This is a genomic window from Pseudoduganella sp. LjRoot289, assembly GCF_964252925.1.
Classification (GTDB): domain Bacteria; phylum Pseudomonadota; class Gammaproteobacteria; order Burkholderiales; family Burkholderiaceae_D; genus Rugamonas.
The window spans coordinates 835,697-851,437 of sequence record NZ_CAXUPN020000001.1; the positions used below are offsets into that span (position 1 = coordinate 835,697).

The following is a 15,741-nucleotide window of genomic DNA, read 5'->3' on the forward strand; positions in this document are numbered from 1 at the left end:
ACTTCGCTATAATTACGCGGTTAGACTTCTTAAATGCAATCCCCCAGCATAGCAAACGAGGAAAATATGAGCCTGAATAAAGTATCGTCCGGCCGCGACGTGCCTAACGACTTCAACGTGATTATCGAAATCCCGATGAATGCCGATCCGATCAAGTATGAAGTGGACAAGGAGTCGGGCGCCATCTTCGTCGACCGTTTCATGGGCACCGCGATGCACTACCCGTGCAACTACGGCTACATTCCGAACACCCTGTCCGACGACGGCGACCCGTGCGACGTGCTGGTGATCACCCCGTTCCCGCTGATCCCTGGCGTGGTGGTGCGCTGCCGCGCCATCGGCGTGCTGAAAATGACCGACGAAGCCGGTGAAGACGCCAAAGTGCTGGCCGTGCCGGTCGACAAGGTGCTGCCCATCTACAAGCACTGGCAGAAGCCGGAAGACCTGCAAGACCTGCGCCTGCAGCAGATCCAGCACTTCTTCGAGCACTACAAGGACCTGGAGCCGGGCAAGTGGGTCAAGGTCCAAGGCTGGTTCGGCCCGGAAGAAGCGAAAGCCGAAATCCTGAACGGCGTGGCTTCCTACAACAAGGAAAACCCGGCCGGCTGATTTTCGCCCGTCTTGAAAGATGCACCCGAGCCGCAAGGCCGGGTGCTTTTTTTTTAGCCCAGGTTCACATGCGGGAAGGGCAGTTGCGCCACATTGAGGATGCTGCGCAAGGTGCCGCCGATGATGGCGGGCGCGTTGTCGAAACTGCCGTGCGTGGACTTGACCGAGCCGCCCCCGGTATCGACCTGGGCTGCGCGCAGCACCGTCAGCGACGGCCCCTGGCCGAAGAACTGCTGCCAGGCAACCAGGCCTGCCAGCGTGTCGCGGTGCCAGTATTCTTCGGTTGCGCGCCGGGCGTCGTAGACGTTGGCCAGCCCGAGCACCGGCGTCTTGTGCAGCAGCTCGAGCGAACGGCTCACCAGGTACAGCAGCGATTTCCGGTAGGGGCCGACCGTGTCGTTCAATTCCAGCTCGTCCGACAGCGTGTGGATGGCCAGCCGCTCGCGCGCCAGCACGCCATGCTCGACCGCGCCCTTGTAGTGCTCCAGCGCGAACGCCACCGTGCAGGCGGGCGCGTACAGCGTACAGCTGCTGGCCTTCAGCCCGCGCGCGGCAAAGCCGGTCAGCAGGCGGCCGGCGATGATGGAACCGGCCGAATGGCCCATCAGGTGCAGGTTCAAATCCCCGCCCAGCGCGGCGCGCAGCGCGGCCAGCTGCGCCAGCAGCGAGGCCAGCCCGGTGTCCTGGCCCAGCGCCCCGGCCTCCACGTTTTGCTTCATCTCGCTCCACATGCTGCGCACCAGCACCTCGCGCGCCAGCACCTCGATGGCGCGGTCGCGCGCGTCGTCGAACATCTCCCTCAGGCCGCGCACCGGCTGCGTGCCGAAGCGTTCGATGGCCTTGTCGCAGAGCATGTCGCTGATCACTTCGAGCCAGCCGCTTTTCCATGTGAGGAACAGCGGGTACACGCCGTTGGCCTGGAAATACGGCCCCATGGCGCGGATGCGCGCGATCGACGAGGCCTCGCTGCCCAGCCCGCCGTGCAGGAACAGGGCAAGGTGGCGCTGGCCTGCGGGCCGCGCCTGCAGCCAGGCGCGCGGCGTGTCCAGGCACACCAGGCGCGCGTTGGCCTGGGCGTCCGGCAGATAGGGCATGCGGTTGAGCAGCATGCCGTTGTTGCCGGTGACCAGGGTGTGCAGATAGGCCTGCTCCTGCTCCCACACCTGTGGCGAGGGCGCCGTTTGCGGGGCGGCGGCGGCGCCGATGATGCCGGCCGGCCGGATCACATGGCCCTGGCAGGCCTGGGAGCCGACGTGCGCCTTGGGCGCGCTGCCAGCCTCCACCGGCACGCCCAGGCCCACCACCCAGGCGTCGGTGCCGTTCTCCACCCAGTCGCCGTAGCCGAGCACGGCGAAACCGTCCGCGCCCCAGTCCAGGCCCCAGGAGTTCTGCACGATGAAGCCGAATTCGTTGTAGCCCACCAGCGCGAAGGCGTGCCCGCCCAGCAGCCGGTCCGAGCGGGCGATGCGCGGCAGGCTGGCGTGGCCTGTGCCCTTGCCGGGCTTTTGCCCGACCTCGCCCCAGCCCTCGTGCACATTGGCCGACACGAAGATGGCCCCGTTGCGGTTGATGGCCGACTGCAGGTCCACCACCGACTGCTTTTCGATGCGGTAGTACACGCCCAGCGGCCGCCTGACCGCGTCGCGCTCCCAGCCCGGCCTGGGCGGTATGTAATCGGCCCCTTCCAGTGAATACGGCCACAGCGCCTCGCTGCACACGCCGTGCTTCTGCCAGCCCTTCAGCGCGCCCCGGCAGCTCGACCCTTCGTAGTTCTCGTCCGGCCACTCGTCGTAATAGCGTGCCAGCTGGTACAGCATGCGGGGGCTGACCTTGTCGCGTGCCTGCATGGTCATGCCGGAATTGCGCCACAGCAGGTAGTTGACGGTGGCGGCCAGTCCGAAGCCGGTGCACGCGCCTTCCTGGCCCTGGTCCAGTACCAGTTCGGCCCGGGAAAAGGCGGGCAGGTAGCGTTCCAGGTCCTGGTCCAGCGGAAAGCGCGGCGGCAAGTTCTCCATCGGTGCGCGGTAGGGCAGGTCGCGCAGGTCGATGCGGTCGGGACGGGCGTCCAGGGCAATGATGCGATTGTCAATGGTGGCGAATTTTTTCGGCACGATAGTCTCCTTCGCAAGAGATTTTCGACCTTACTCTTTGATCTGCATCATGTCTATTTAATATTTTTTATCAAAAAACAGCGCAGTTCGCGGAATCTTTGGCGCCGCCGCCTGTCCAATTGTCGAAAGGAGGAGACACCATGACCATGTCAAGAATCGAGAAGCCCGCCTGGCAGCGGTATTTCGACGGAGTTGCCAGGCAGCTGGAGGGGATGAGCGCTGAAATCGATGTGGAATCGATGGCCATCGGCAGCCAGGTCGAGGCCGAGTGGGTGCCGCTGCTGGGCATCAGCTACGATCCCAGGAGCGACGTGCTGTCGATCGCCGTCGAAGGCCTGGGCCACATGATACGCAGGCCGCAGAGCGTGTTCGTCGACGTCGAGCTGGGCCGCCTGGCCAGCATGGAGGTCATCGACAGCGACAACGTGCGCCACATCATCAAACTGCGCGAGCCTTTGCCGCTGCCGGGGCCGGGCTCCTAGCGCGTTAGAACTAGCACAGCCAGGCAATGCCGCGCAGGATATCGACGGCGGCCACGCGGCCGCCGTTCGTTGACAGCTTCATCCGGCGTGTCTCAGTACTTGTAGGATAGCGTCGCCGTGACGGTGCGGGCGCTGCCGGGCGCCACCCACAGCTGGCTGTAGGCGCTGGCGTAGTAGGCGCGGTCGAACAGGTTGTCGATGTTGAGCGCAAGGCGCAGTTGCCGGTTCGGCGCATAGGCGGCCAGCAGGCGCGTGGTGGTGTAGGCGGGCAGGCGGAAGCCGCTGGACACGGCCACATCGCCCAGCCGTTCGCCGACGTGGCTCACGCCCGCGCCCAGCGTGGCGGTGCCGCCGCCGAGCTGGAAGGAGGGCGCCAGCAGCACGTTGGCGCTCTGGCGCGGCACGTTGGGCAACCGGCTGCCGCTGCGGATGGTGTTGTCGCCCCGGGTCACGCTGGCGTCGGTGTAGGCGTAGGCGCCCGACAGGCGCCAGCCCGGCGCCAGTTCGCCCGACACGTCCAGTTCCACGCCCTTGCTGGCCACTTCGCCGGCGGGAAGCGAAAAGTCGGTGTTGGCCGGATTGGTGGTCAGCACGTTCTTTTTGTCGATGCGGTACAGCGCCAGGGTGGCGCTCAGGCGGCCGTCCGGCGTATCGATCTTGGCGCCCACTTCATAGGCGCGGCTGGTCTCGGCCGGGAAAGCCTTGTTGTCGATGCTGATGCCGCTGTTCGGGCGGAAGCCCTTGGCGGCGCTGGCGTAGAACGAGGCCGACGCAGTGGGCTGGTAGACGATGCCGGCGCGCGGGCTGGAGGCGCTCAGCGTCTGCTCGTTGGCGGCTGCCTTGCGGCGGTTGAGAATATTCTGGCGGTAGGCGTCGCGCCGCACGCCCAGCAGCGCCTTCCACTGCGGGCCCAGTGTGAGCTGGTCCTGCGCGTACAGCGCGTGTGCGCGCTGGCGCTCCAGCGTGTCGATGGACGGCGCCAGCGGGTCCGCCACGGCGCCGTACACCGGCGCGTAGATGTCGATGGCGTAGGGCTTGTCCGGCGACGGGTTGCGCCGCAGTTGCAGGCGTTCGTCGTCGAAACGGTAGCCGTCCACGCCGAACAGCAAGTTGTGCCGCACGCCGGCGGTGCTGACGCTGCCCAGCAGTTCCACGCGCGCGGAGCGGTCGGTGGCCGAGTAGTCTCGGTGGCGGCGCTGGCGGCGCAGCGTGCGGCCGTCCTCCAGCAGGTTGTTCGCTTCGCTGGCGTAGCCGGACAGTGAACTGTCGCGGTAGGACAGGCCGGCCTGCAGCGACCAGGCTCCCGACAGTTCGTGCTGCACGAACAGCTGCTGGCCGAGCGACTTGATGGTGACGGCGCCGTCGCCCGGCTCGCCGAGGAAGCGCGACAGCGGCACCACGCCCAGCTTGCCGCCGACGGCCACCACGCCCCGGTCGAAGGGCGTCTCCTGGCGCGTCGCCTCGGCCTCGTAGGACAGCGTCGTGGCGGGGCCGATCAGCCACAGCAGCGAGGGCGAGAGGAAGCTGCGCTCGCTGTGCAGCGTGTCGCGGAAACTGTCGCCGCGCTGGTGCGCGGCATTCAAGCGGTAGGCCAGCGTTTCGCCCAGCGGTCCGGTCAAGTCCGCCGCCGTGCGGTAGGTCCGCTCGCTGCCCGCCGACGCTTCCACGCTGTACTGCGGCGCGAAGCGCGGTTTGCGGGTCAGGATGTTGACCGTTCCGCCGGGTTCGCCGCGTCCGTACAGCGCGGATGCTGGACCTTTCAGTATCTCCACCGACTGCGTGCCGGCGATGTCGCGCACGCCGTTGTAGCCCCGGCTGGAGCTGAAGCCGTTCACCAAGTAGTCGGAACCGAAGTTGGGGTCGCCGGTGAAGCCGCGCATGGCGTAGCTGTCCCACAGGCCGCCCAGGTTGCTCTGCGGGGCAATGCCGCTGGCCAGTTCCAGGGCCGAGGCGAGGCTGGTGGCGCCCGCGTCGCGCAGCAGGTCGCTGGTGAGCACGCGCACGCTTTGCGGCAAGTCCTGCAGCAGCGCGTCGGTCTTGGTCGCGCCGGCCACGCTCAGGCTGCGATATTGCTGCCGCTGTCCGTTGACGACGACGCTCTCGGGGGCAGTTTGCGCCATGGCCGGCGCGGAGGCCAGCAAAGCCGCCATCGCGGCTGCCAATGGGGCTGACAATGAGGTTGACAATGAGGCCGACAACGGTGCTGTCTTCGATGCTCCGGCAGCAGCAGATGAATTTTTAATCAGGTGCATGGAAATCCTTAAGCGATAACGTCGTCGCCATCCGCCCATTCCGGGAAGGGATCGTCGAGTTTGCGCCAAGATACCATGCCGGAGGCAAGTTCGGCGTCGGTCAGCAGGGCGGCGTTGAAAGCGCGTTCGATACCGTCCTTGTCCAGCATGCGGCCGATGAACACGACTTCGTTCTGGCGGTCCCCGTAGGGTTCCTGCCATGCCGCTTCGATTTCGTCGCGCTGCGGGTCGCCTTGCGGCGGCCAGCGTTCCTTGTCGCCGGCCGCCCACCACTGGCCGACCGGCTCCACGCTGGCGATGCGTCCGGCCAGCGAATAGGCGACGGCCCAGTCGGGACGGGTGGCGAACCAGATATAGCCCTTGGCGCGCAGCAGGCCGGGAAAGTCGCGGCCCAGGTAAGCGTCGAAGCGTTCCGGGTGCAGCGGTCGGCGCGCGCGCAGCACGAAGTTCGTGATGCCGAATTCCTCGGTTTCCGGCGTGTGCTCGCCGGCCAGTTCGCGGGCCCAGCCAGCCATCGAGCTGGCACGCTCCAGGTCGAATTTGCCTGTGCCGAGGATGCGTTTGAGCGGCAGCCGGCCGCGTTCCGCGTGCGCCAGTTCTGCGGTCGGGTTCAGCGCGGTCAGCACAGCCCGCAGCTCGGCCAGTTCGGTCGCGGACACCAGGTCGGTCTTGTTGATGACGATGACGTCGGCGAATTCCACCTGTTCGGCCAGCAGCGAGGGCAGGGTGCGCTCATCGCCTTCGCCGGCGGTTTTGCCACGGTTGGAGAGCATGTCCGTGCCGCGATAGTCGGCCAGGAAGCTGCGTGCGTCGACCACGGTCACCATGGTGTCGATGCGGGCGATGTCATTCAGCGAATCGCCTTGCTCGGTGCGGAAGTCGAAGGTGGCTGCCACCGGCATCGGTTCGCCGATGCCGGTCGATTCGATCAGCAGGTAGTCGAAGCGGCCCTCGGAGGCCAGCTTGCGCACCTCCAGCAGCAAGTCCTCGCGCAGCGTGCAGCAGATGCAGCCGTTGCTCATTTCGATCATGCGCTCGTCGGTGCGGGACAGCGCGGCGCCCGCGCTGGCGGTGCCGGAGGCGATCAGCGCCGCGTCGATATTGACTTCGCTCATGTCGTTGACGATGACGGCCACGCGCAGGCCTTCGCGGTTGGCGAGGATATGGTTGAGGAGGGTGGTCTTGCCGGCGCCCAGGAATCCTGACAGGACGGTGACGGGCAAGCGGATATCGGTGGAGGGCATGGAGGGGCTTCGCGGTCGGATTGAGGGACGCGTCTATTAACGCAACAGTATTGCAATAATAATTTGAAGGCAATGTTAACGCAACTGAATTGCATAAATAAATGCAAGAAGCTTGCAAATGAATGCGCTTTGATCCGGTGGGCGGGAAGGTACTACACGCTTGCAGGAGGTGAACGAGAGCTTACTTCTTACTGCAGCGCGGGCAGATGCCCTTGATGAGGAAGTCGACTTTTTCGCCGACGAAGCCGGCCGGCATTTTCACGCGGGCCGGCAGCGGCACGTCGTTGAAGCAGGTCACGGCGTCGCACTTGTTGCACTGGAAGTGGGCGTGTTCGTGGTTCTGCTGGCCGGAGCCGGCCGAGAAGCGCCACACCTGGTCGGCCCCGGCAATGCGGTGCGCAATGCCGTTTTCGGTCAGCCATTCCAGCACGCGGTACAGTGTCACCGCGTCCAGCGCTTCGCCGGGCAGGTGGTCGTGGATCTCGTGATGCGTCATCGCCTTGTTCTGCTTGAGCAGGAAGGACAGTACGCGGGTGCGGGGCTGCGTCAGGCGCGCTCCGGTTTCCCGTATCAGCGCTTCGGCTTGGGCTACTTTGGTCTGGGGCATGATGTCGGCGTCGTTTACGCCCGCATTCTAGCATGCGCCCGCTAGGCCAGGAATGCCAGCAACTCCCCGGTAAACAGCTCAGGCGCCTCGACATTGGAGATGTGGGAGGCGGGCAGTACGCTCAGGTGCGCACCGGGAATGGCGCTGCGCATCGCGTCGGCATCGGCCTCGGTGGTCACCGGGTCAAAGCGGCCGGCGATGACGAGGGTGGGCGCGGCGATGGCGTGGATGGCCTCGCGCAGGTCGGCTTCGGCAAGCGCATCGCAGCAGGCGGCGTAGCCTTCGGGGTTCTGGCCGCGCAGGGCGCCCGTCATGACGGCTACTGTCTCCTGTTCGCTTGCGGTGAAGCCGGGCGTGAACCAGCGCGAGGCGGCGCTGTCGGCGATCGCATCCAGCCCCTGGGCACGCACGGCGGCGGCGCGCGCTTGCCAGCCCTCGGCCGTGCCGACCCGCGCGGCGGTGTTGGCGATGACGAGTTTATCCAGCGATAGCGCGGCGTGCACGCCCAGCCACTGGCCGGTGATGCCGCCCATCGACAAGCCGCAAAAATGCGCTTTGGCGATATCCAGGTGGTCCAGCAGCGCCACCACGTCGCCGCCCAGTTGCTCGACGGTGTAAGGCCCGGGCGGGCTGGCCGACAGGCCGTGGCCGCGCGTGTCGTAGCGCAGCAGGTGGAAGCGCTCGGACAGCGCTTCCACCTGCGCGTCCCACATGCCGAGGCCGGTCCCCAGCGAATTGGACAGGACCAGGCAGGGCAGGCTGCGCGCGCCGTCGGTGCGGTAATGGATGGTGGTGCCGTTGATGTGTGCGTAGGGCATAAGAGGCTCAGGATGTGGTGGCGGCCGGTTTGCGTTTGAGGACCAGATAGGCGAACAGACCGATCAGGATGCCCCAGAACGCCGAGCCCAGGCCGAGGAAGCTCATGCCGGAGGCAGTGGCGAGGAAGGTGATGACGGACGCTTCGCGGTGCTGCTCGTCCTCGATCGCGCCCATCAGGTTGGAGGTGATGGCGCCGAGCAGCGCCAGGCCTGCCAGCACCGCCACCAGTTCCCTGGGCAGGCTGGCGAACAGCGCGACGATGGTGGCTGCGAGGCTGCCGCCGATGATGTAGAAAACGCCGTTGGCCATGCCCGCCACGTAGCGGCGCGACGGGTCTTCGTGCGCGTCCCTGCCGGTGCACAGCGCGGCCGTGATGGAGGCGATGACGATGGTGATGCCGCCGAAGCAGGCCACCGCCAGCGAGGCGAGGCTGGTGGCGTTCATGATGGGACGGGCGCCGGTCTGGTAGCCGGACAGCTTGAGGATGGCCATGCCGGGCAGGAATTGCCCGCTCAGGCTGACCAGCACCAGCGGCACGGCGAAGCTGAAGGTGGAGCGCCAGCTCCATTCGGGCGGTATCCACTGCGGCGTGGCGGCGGCAATGTGCACCTTGCCCAGGTCCGCCGTGCCGGTGGCCCAGGCGACCAGCGCGCCGGTCAGCATGACGGCGATCACCGCGTAGCGCGGCACGAGCTTCCTGCACACGATGTAGCTCGCCACCATGGTCACCGCCAGCACCGGCAGGGTGGCAATGGACTTGAAGGTGTTCACGCCGAACTGGAACAGTATGCCCGCCATCATGCCCGCCGCCAGGCCTTTCGGAATGTGGCGCAGCAGGCGGTCGAATGAGCCCGACAGGCCGATCAGCAGTATCGCGACGGCCGCCGTGAGGTAGGCGCCCACCGCCTCGTTGATGGACATGGCGGGGAACAGCGTCACCAGCAGCGCGGTCCCGGGCGCGGACCATGCGGTGATGATGGGCGTCTTCAGGCGCCAGCTGAGCCACAGGCCGGAAACGCCTGCGCCCAGCGAGATGGCCCAGATCCAGGATGACATCATGGCTTGCGGCGCGTTGGCCGCGCTGGCTGCCTGGAAGAAGATCACCAGCGGTCCGGAATACGAAATCACGACCGCCAGGAAGCCTGCCAGCACGGCCGAGAGCGACCAGTCGCCGGCCCAGGTGCGGCCGGTCCCCTCGCTTGCGCGCGGGCCGGCGCGCAAGCTGGCGCCCGCGCGCGCAGGCACGCCCGCCTGCGCTTGCGCGTCCGCTTTCACGTCCGCCCCTACGTCTGCCCCTACGTCCGCTTGCACGTCCGCCCCTGCGTCCGCCTGCACGTCAGCCTCTACGTCCGCCTGTATTTCCCCATGCCGCGCCATGGCCCGCTCAGCCCTGGTCGCCGCCACCGACCGGCAGCACGGTGCCGGTGATGTAGCTGGCTTCGTCGGAGGCGAGGAACAGGATGGCGCGCACCTGCTCGTCGATAGTGCCGTAACGGTGCATCAGGCTGCTCGCCAGCGTCTGGTCGACGATGCCCTGGTACCAGACTTGCTCCTGCTCGCTGAGCGGCTTGGGATTGCGCGGCACCTTGCGCGGCGGCGCTTCCGTGCCGCCGGTGGCGACAGCGTTGACGCGGATGCCGTCCTGCGCGTGCTCCAGCGCCAGGCTGGCCGTCATGGCGTTGATGCCGCCCTTGGCCGCCGAATAGGGGATGCGGTAGATGCCGCGCGTGGCGATGGAAGACACGTTGACGATGGTGCCGCCCCGCTGCTCTATCATCGTCGGCAGCACCGCGTGGCAGCACCACAGCGTGGGGAACAGCGAGCGGCGGATCTCCGCTTCGATCTGCTCTTCCTCGTATTCCTGATAGGGCTTGGCCCAGATGGTGCCGCCCACGTTGTTGATCAATACGTCGACGCGGCCGAAGGCGGCGACGGCGGCGCAGACCAGCTCGCGCGCACCGGCGTAAGTCTCCAGGTCGACCTCCGAGGCCATGGCCAGGGCCGCCGGGAAATCGCGCCCGGACTGCACCTCGGCCAGCACCTCCAGCACCAGCGGCGAGCGGTCGGCCAGTACCAGTGCAGCGCCTTCGCGCGCGGCCGCCAACGCCACGCCGCGCCCTATGCCCTGGGCCGCGCCGGTGACGATGACAACCTTGTCTTTGAATCGCGGGTTCATGCTCATGTCCATGCTGATGTTCATGCTTAAGCTCCGCTGCTGGCCGAGAATTTTTCGAAGTAGAAGTTGGCCGGCGTCACGCCCACGTCGCCCAGCCAGGTGCGCACCGCGTCCACCATGGGCACCGGCCCGCACAGGTAGACGTCGGCGTCGCCGCCGTTCAGCCACGAGGGCTCGACGTGATGCGTGGCGTAGCCCTTGCGCGGGTGCCTGCTTTCCTGTTCGGCCACGCAGGTGACGTAGCTGAATTGCGGATGCCCGGCCGCGATGCGGTCCAGCTGCTCCAGCGCTACCAGGTCGCAGTCGCGCGTGACGGCGAACACCAGCCGCACCGGTTGCGGGAATCCTTGCGCCGCCAGCACTTCCAGCATGGACAGGAAGGGGGCGATACCCGTGCCGCCGGCCAGCATCAGCACCGGCCGATGAACGGGACGCAGGTAGAAGCTGCCGAAGGGGCCGGAAAATGCGATTTGCCGGACCGGCTGCGCGGGATGGGAGGCTGCATGCGATGCGGCTGCATCCGATACCGCGTCCGACAGATAGGTGCTCATGCGCCCGCCGGGAACGTTGCGCACCACGAAGCTGGCCAGTTGCGAGCCCGGTACGGAACTGAAAGAGTAGGAGCGCGTCAGCGTGGTGCCCGGGATCTCCACGTTCACATACTGGCCGGGCAGGAAGTCCAGCGCCTGCGGCTGTGCCAGTTCCACCGTGAAGCGCAGGGTGGACTCGGACAGTTTCTCCACCGAGGCGATGCTGCCCGGGTGGCTGGACGCCGCGGTTTTGCACGATGCCGAGGTGGCGGGTATCTTCACCACGCAATCGGACGTGGGCCGCATCTGGCAAGCCAGCACATGGCGTTGCGACGCTTCTTCCGGCGTCAGCGCGTCTTCGATGTAGCTCGATTCGGGCATGTCGTAGTCGCCCGACTCGCACAGGCCGCGGCAGGTGCCGCAAGCGCCGTCGCGGCAATCCAGCGGAATGTTGACCTTCTGGCGGTAGGCCGCGTCGGCCAGCTTTTCATTGGGGTTGCAGTTGATGAAGCGGGTCACCCCGTCTTCGAACTGCAGTGCGATGGTATGGCTCATGCCGTGCTCCGGTTCAATTGTTCAATCAGATGTGGTAAACGTCGATGACCTGGTGGATGTAGTCGTTCTTCAGCACGATGTACTTGCTCAGGATTTGCGGCGCGGCGCCGGAAAAGTCGATCACGTAGCGCGACATGCCGAAGTAGCTGTAGTCCTGCTTGTAGCGGTGGCTCAGCGTGTGCCAGTTGAAGCGCACCGTGCAGACCGCGCCGTCCTGCTGCTCCAGCTCCACGTTGGCGATGTTGTGGCTGGTACGCGTGTCTGGCATGGTGGCGCTGGAGCGCTCGGTCTTGATGCGGAACACGCGGTCTTCCAGGCCCTGCCGGGTCGGGTAGTAGATCAGCGAGATTTCGCGCTCGGGGTCCGAGATCAGCGTGTCGTCGTCGTCCCAGGCGGGCATCCAGAACTGCGCGTCCGGGTGGTAGCACTCCAGCCATTCGTCCCACTGCTCGTCGTCCAGCAGGCGGCTTTCGCGGTACAGGAAGGCCGCGATGTCGGCGATGGCGATGTTGGTCGAAACCGCGCTCATTTCTGCTCTCCCTCGGCGGCAAGCGCCTGCTTCATGACGTCCAGCCAGTAGCGGTGCTGCACCGTGTACAAGCCCTCGTCCTCGGTCTTCACGCCGCTCATCACCGGCTGCAGGCCGATCTCCCTGGCCGCGTCGTCCGCGCCTTCGATCCAGTGCTCCGAACCGCGGCACATATCGTTCCATTCCATGGCCTTGCCCGCGTAGCCCTGCTGGCAGGCGCGGAATTCCTCCAGGTCGTCCGGCGTGGCCATGCCGCTGACGTTGAAGAAGTCCTCGTACTGGCGGATGCGGCGCGCGCGCGCCTCGGCCGGTTCGCCCTTGGGCGCGATGCAGTAAATCGTCACCTCGGTCTTGTTCACCGAGATCGGGCGCAGCAGGCGGATCTGCGACCCGAACTGGTCCATCAGGTAAACGTTGGGATAGAGGCACAGGTTGCGCGAACGCTCCACCATCCAGTTCGCGGTGGCGGTGCCGAACTTGTCGGCGTATTCGCCGTGGCGCGGGTAGTTGGGGCGGTCCTGAGGATTGGCCCACTTGGTCCACAGCAGGATGTGGCCCTGCTTGAAGGCGTAGAAGCCGCCGCCCTGCTTGCCCCACTTGCCGGCGTCCATGGCCTTGATCTTGTCCTCGCGCTTGCTGCCCGCCTCGGCTTCCGCTTCCTTGCGGCGGTTCGTGGTGGCGGCGTAGTTCCAGTGCACGGCCGAGACGTGGTAGCCGTCCGCGCCGTTCTCGGCTTGCAGCTTCCAGTTGCCCTCGAAGGTGTAGGTGGACGCCCCGCGCAGCACTTCCAATCCGTCCGGCGACTGGTTGACGATCATGTCGATGATCTTGGCCGCCTCGCCCAGGAACTCGGACAGCGGCGCCACGTTCTCGTTCAGGCTGCCGAACAGGAAGCCCTTGTAGTTCTCGAAACGCGCCAGTTTTTTGAGGTCGTGCGAGCCTTCCTTGTTGAAGCACTCGGGGTAGCCCGCTTCTTCCGGATCTTTCACCTTCAGCAGCTTGCCGCTGTTGTTGAAGGTCCAGCCGTGGAATGGGCAGGTGTAGGTCGCCTTGTTGCCGCGTTTATGGCGGCACAGCTGCGCGCCGCGATGGCTGCAGGCGTTGATGAAGGCGTTCAGCTCACCCTGGCGGTTGCGCGCGATGAACACCGGCTGGCGGCCGATGTGCGTGGTGTAGTAGTCGTTGACGTTGGCGACCTGGCTCTCGTGCGCCAGGTAGATCCAGTTGCCCTCGAAGATGTGCTTCATCTCCAGTTCGAACAGGGCCTCGTCGGTGAAGGCGCTGCGGTGCAGGCGGAAGTCGCCCTTGGCATGGTCTTCCACCAGGTAGTCGTCCAGCGGCCGGGCGTTGGACGATTTGATCGGGATGATGGGGATCATGGTGCTCTCCTGGTCAGGCGGCGGCGCGTGGACGTTCCACTTCGGCTGCCGGCGCGGACTGGTTTTCACCGTACAGGCGGAAGTCGAAATCGATGCTGGAGTAGGGCTGGCGCAGGTCTTTTTGCGCAATGGCGGCCGGGTCGTCCACCTTGCTCACAGCGGGGATCAGGCCTTCGCGGCTGGCGAAGGCGAAGTCGTCCCACAGATATTCATCGCCGTCGATGTTGATCTGCGTGGTCAGCTTGCGGTGGCCATCGGCGCTCACGAAGAAGTGGATGTGGGCGGGGCGCTGGCCGTGGCGGCCCAACTGGTCGAGCAGGGTCTGGGTGCTGCCGCCCGGAGGACAGCCGTAGCCCTTCGGCATGATGCTGCGGAACTGGTAGCGGCCGTCGGCGTCGGTGACGATGGAGCGGCGCAGGTTGAAGTGCGACTGCGACTGGTCGAAGAAGGAGTAGTTGCCCATCAGGTTGGCGTGCCACACTTCGACCTTGGCGCCGGACAGCGGCTTGCCTTCGGCGTCGTACACGGTGCCCTGCATGAACAGCACTTCGGCTTGGGCGCTTTCGCTGCCGTCGTCCAGCCGCGCGTAGCCGGTGCTTTCCGGCGCGCCGGCCACGTAGAGCGGGCCTTCGATGGTGCGCGGCGTGCCGCCCTGCAGGCCGGCCCTGGCTTCGGCCTCGTCGGCGCGGATGTCGAGGAAGCGCTCGAGGCCCAGGCCGGGCGTCAGCAGGCCCAGTTCATTGGCCTTGCCGGCGTTGGTCAGGTAGTCCAGGCCGGTCCAGAATTCGCTGGGCTGGATGTCCAGGTCCTCGATGGTCTTGCACAAGTCGCTCACCAGGCGCAGCACGATCGCTTGCACGCGCGGGTTGGCTGGGCGGGTGGCGGTGTCGACGATCCAGCTTTTGACCAACTGGTCGATTTCGTTATGTGTCATTTCAGTCTCCGTCTAGTGGGTTTGAACAATTACAGGTCGTTGCTGCGGATCGAGGATGGATGGCGGCACAGCGGCATCACGTCTATCTTCATGAAGGGGAACAGCGGCAGCGTGGACAGCAGCGTGTGCAGTTCGTCGACGCTGGCGGTGTCGAACACGCTGATGTTCGAATACTGGCCGGCGATGCGCCACAGGTGGCGCCACTGGCCGCTGGCCTGCAGCTCTTGCGAATAGACCTTTTCGCGCGCCTTGATGGCGGCCGCTTCGGCCTCGGGCAGGGTGGATGGAATGTTCACATCCATGCGTACGTGGAACAGCATCGGGTCTCTCCTTGGTGGTGGCTTAGCGGCGGCGCAGGCGGCCAAGTTTGTCGGTGTCGACGGTCACGCCCAGGCCGTGGCCGGTGGGCACTTGCAGCATGAAGTCCTTGTAGACCAGCGGCTCCCGCAGCACTTCTTCGGTGAGCAGCAGCGGGCCGAACAGTTCGGTGCCGAAGGACAGGTCGGCGAAGGTGGAGAACAGGTGGGCCGAGGCGGCCGTGCCGACGCCGCCTTCGAGCATGGTGCCGCCGTACAGGGCGATGCCGGCCAGCTGGGCCACGGTGGCCACTTGTCCCGCCTGCACCAGGCCGCCGGATTGCGTGATCTTCACCGCGAACACGTCGGCCGCCGCGCTGGTGGCGTAGTCATACGCGCTGAGCGGGCCTTGCAGGGCTTCGTCGGCCATCATCGGCACCGAGAAGCGCTGCGCCAGGCGCGCCATCGCGGCCTTGTGGTGGGCGGGGACGGGCTGTTCGATCAGGTCGACGCCGCCCGCTTCCAGTGCGGCGATCGCTTCGATGGCCTGCAGTTCGTTCCATGCCTGGTTCACGTCCACCCGCACGCTGACGGCGTCGCCCAGCGCGCGCTTGATCGCCAGCACGTGGTTCACGTCGTCGGCCACGGCGCGCGCGCCTATCTTCAGCTTGAAGATGCGGTGGCGGCGCAGTTCCAGCATTTTTTCGGCTTCAGCGATGTCCTTGGCGGTGTCGCCGCTGGCCAGCGTCCACGCGACCGGCAGTTCATCCCGTACGCGGCCGCCCAGCAGCTCGCTCAAGGGTATGCCGAGGCGGCGCGCCTGCGCGTCGAGCAGGGCGGTTTCAATGGCGCACTTGGCGAAGCGGTTGCCCTGGATAGCCTTGCGCAGCTTGGCCATCGCCTTGGCCACCTGGCTGGCCTCCATACCGACCAGCAGCGGGGCGATGTGGGTGTCGATATTGGTCTTGATGCTCTCGGGGCTCTCCTCGCCGTAATTCAAGCCGCCTATGGTGGTGGCCTCGCCCCAGCCTTCCACGCCGTCGCCGCAGCGCACGCGCACCAGCACCAGGGTCTGGGTGCTCATGGTGGTCACGGACAGCTTGTGCGGGCGGATGGTGGGGACGTCGGCGAGGATGGTTTCTATGCTTTTGATCATATCTTATCCGTATAGTCGGTATAATTCGAAGGGCTAACTACACGATAAACCCTTGAAAAAGC

Annotated in this window: 15 protein-coding genes; 2 read left to right on the forward strand and 13 right to left on the reverse strand. The window is 66.0% G+C overall.

The genetic code is table 11. The features are described 5' to 3' along the window. The first annotated feature begins 66 nt into the window (after window positions 1-66). A complete protein-coding gene (gene ppa, locus ACSQ8Y_RS03715; protein WP_436265113.1) occupies window positions 67-609 on the forward strand; it encodes an inorganic diphosphatase in 543 nt (180 codons plus the stop codon). 53 nt (window positions 610-662) lie between these two features. On the opposite strand, the gene ACSQ8Y_RS03720 is transcribed toward ppa, so the two are convergent. After that, window positions 663-2,720, reverse strand: coding sequence for a C1 family peptidase (locus ACSQ8Y_RS03720; protein WP_436265114.1), 2,058 nt, complete (start codon window positions 2,718-2,720; stop codon window positions 663-665). A 140-nt stretch (window positions 2,721-2,860) separates the two neighbouring features. Between ACSQ8Y_RS03720 and ACSQ8Y_RS03725 the strand changes: the two genes are divergently transcribed. Continuing rightward, window positions 2,861-3,202, forward strand: coding sequence for a DUF5335 domain-containing protein (locus ACSQ8Y_RS03725; protein ID WP_436265115.1), 342 nt, complete (start codon window positions 2,861-2,863; stop codon window positions 3,200-3,202). A 92-nt stretch (window positions 3,203-3,294) separates the two neighbouring features. On the opposite strand, the gene ACSQ8Y_RS03730 is transcribed toward ACSQ8Y_RS03725, so the two are convergent. The 12 genes from ACSQ8Y_RS03730 to ACSQ8Y_RS03785 form a co-directional block, all read right to left on the reverse strand. Then, window positions 3,295-5,352, reverse strand: coding sequence for a TonB-dependent siderophore receptor (locus ACSQ8Y_RS03730; RefSeq protein ID WP_436265116.1), 2,058 nt, complete (start codon window positions 5,350-5,352; stop codon window positions 3,295-3,297). A 110-nt stretch (window positions 5,353-5,462) separates the two neighbouring features. Further along, complete coding sequence (locus ACSQ8Y_RS03735; RefSeq protein WP_436265117.1) at window positions 5,463-6,698, reverse strand: GTP-binding protein; 1,236 nt, start codon at window positions 6,696-6,698, stop codon at window positions 5,463-5,465. A 181-nt stretch (window positions 6,699-6,879) separates the two neighbouring features. Then, a complete protein-coding gene (locus tag ACSQ8Y_RS03740) occupies window positions 6,880-7,305 on the reverse strand; it encodes a Fur family transcriptional regulator (RefSeq protein WP_436265118.1) in 426 nt (141 codons plus the stop codon). 41 nt (window positions 7,306-7,346) lie between these two features. Next, window positions 7,347-8,123, reverse strand: a complete 777-nt coding sequence (pcaD, locus tag ACSQ8Y_RS03745; protein ID WP_436265119.1) for a 3-oxoadipate enol-lactonase — start codon at window positions 8,121-8,123, stop codon at window positions 7,347-7,349. A gap of 7 nt (window positions 8,124-8,130) precedes the next feature. Next, complete coding sequence (locus tag ACSQ8Y_RS03750) at window positions 8,131-9,345, reverse strand: benzoate/H(+) symporter BenE family transporter (protein ID WP_436269745.1); 1,215 nt, start codon at window positions 9,343-9,345, stop codon at window positions 8,131-8,133. A gap of 163 nt (window positions 9,346-9,508) precedes the next feature. Then, window positions 9,509-10,306, reverse strand: coding sequence for a 1,6-dihydroxycyclohexa-2,4-diene-1-carboxylate dehydrogenase (locus tag ACSQ8Y_RS03755; protein WP_436269746.1), 798 nt, complete (start codon window positions 10,304-10,306; stop codon window positions 9,509-9,511). A gap of 20 nt (window positions 10,307-10,326) precedes the next feature. After that, a complete protein-coding gene (gene benC, locus ACSQ8Y_RS03760) occupies window positions 10,327-11,385 on the reverse strand; it encodes a benzoate 1,2-dioxygenase electron transfer component BenC (protein WP_436265120.1) in 1,059 nt (352 codons plus the stop codon). 25 nt (window positions 11,386-11,410) lie between these two features. Next, window positions 11,411-11,914: a benzoate 1,2-dioxygenase small subunit gene (gene benB, locus ACSQ8Y_RS03765; RefSeq protein WP_436265121.1), complete on the reverse strand. Its 504-nt coding sequence runs from the start codon at window positions 11,912-11,914 to the stop codon at window positions 11,411-11,413. Then, on the reverse strand, window positions 11,911-13,293 hold the full coding sequence (gene benA, locus ACSQ8Y_RS03770) for a benzoate 1,2-dioxygenase large subunit (RefSeq protein ID WP_436265122.1): 1,383 nt from the start codon (window positions 13,291-13,293) through the stop codon (window positions 11,911-11,913). The genes benB and benA overlap by 4 nt, the downstream gene beginning before the upstream one ends. Before the next feature lie 13 nt (window positions 13,294-13,306). Further along, window positions 13,307-14,227 (reverse strand): catechol 1,2-dioxygenase, encoded by a 921-nt coding sequence (gene catA, locus ACSQ8Y_RS03775; RefSeq protein ID WP_436265123.1) that lies wholly within the window; start codon window positions 14,225-14,227, stop codon window positions 13,307-13,309. 29 nt (window positions 14,228-14,256) lie between these two features. Beyond that, on the reverse strand, window positions 14,257-14,547 hold the full coding sequence (catC, locus tag ACSQ8Y_RS03780; protein ID WP_436265124.1) for a muconolactone Delta-isomerase: 291 nt from the start codon (window positions 14,545-14,547) through the stop codon (window positions 14,257-14,259). 22 nt (window positions 14,548-14,569) lie between these two features. Continuing rightward, window positions 14,570-15,679: a muconate/chloromuconate family cycloisomerase gene (locus ACSQ8Y_RS03785; RefSeq protein ID WP_436265125.1), complete on the reverse strand. Its 1,110-nt coding sequence runs from the start codon at window positions 15,677-15,679 to the stop codon at window positions 14,570-14,572. Between the last annotated feature and the right edge of the window lie 62 nt (window positions 15,680-15,741).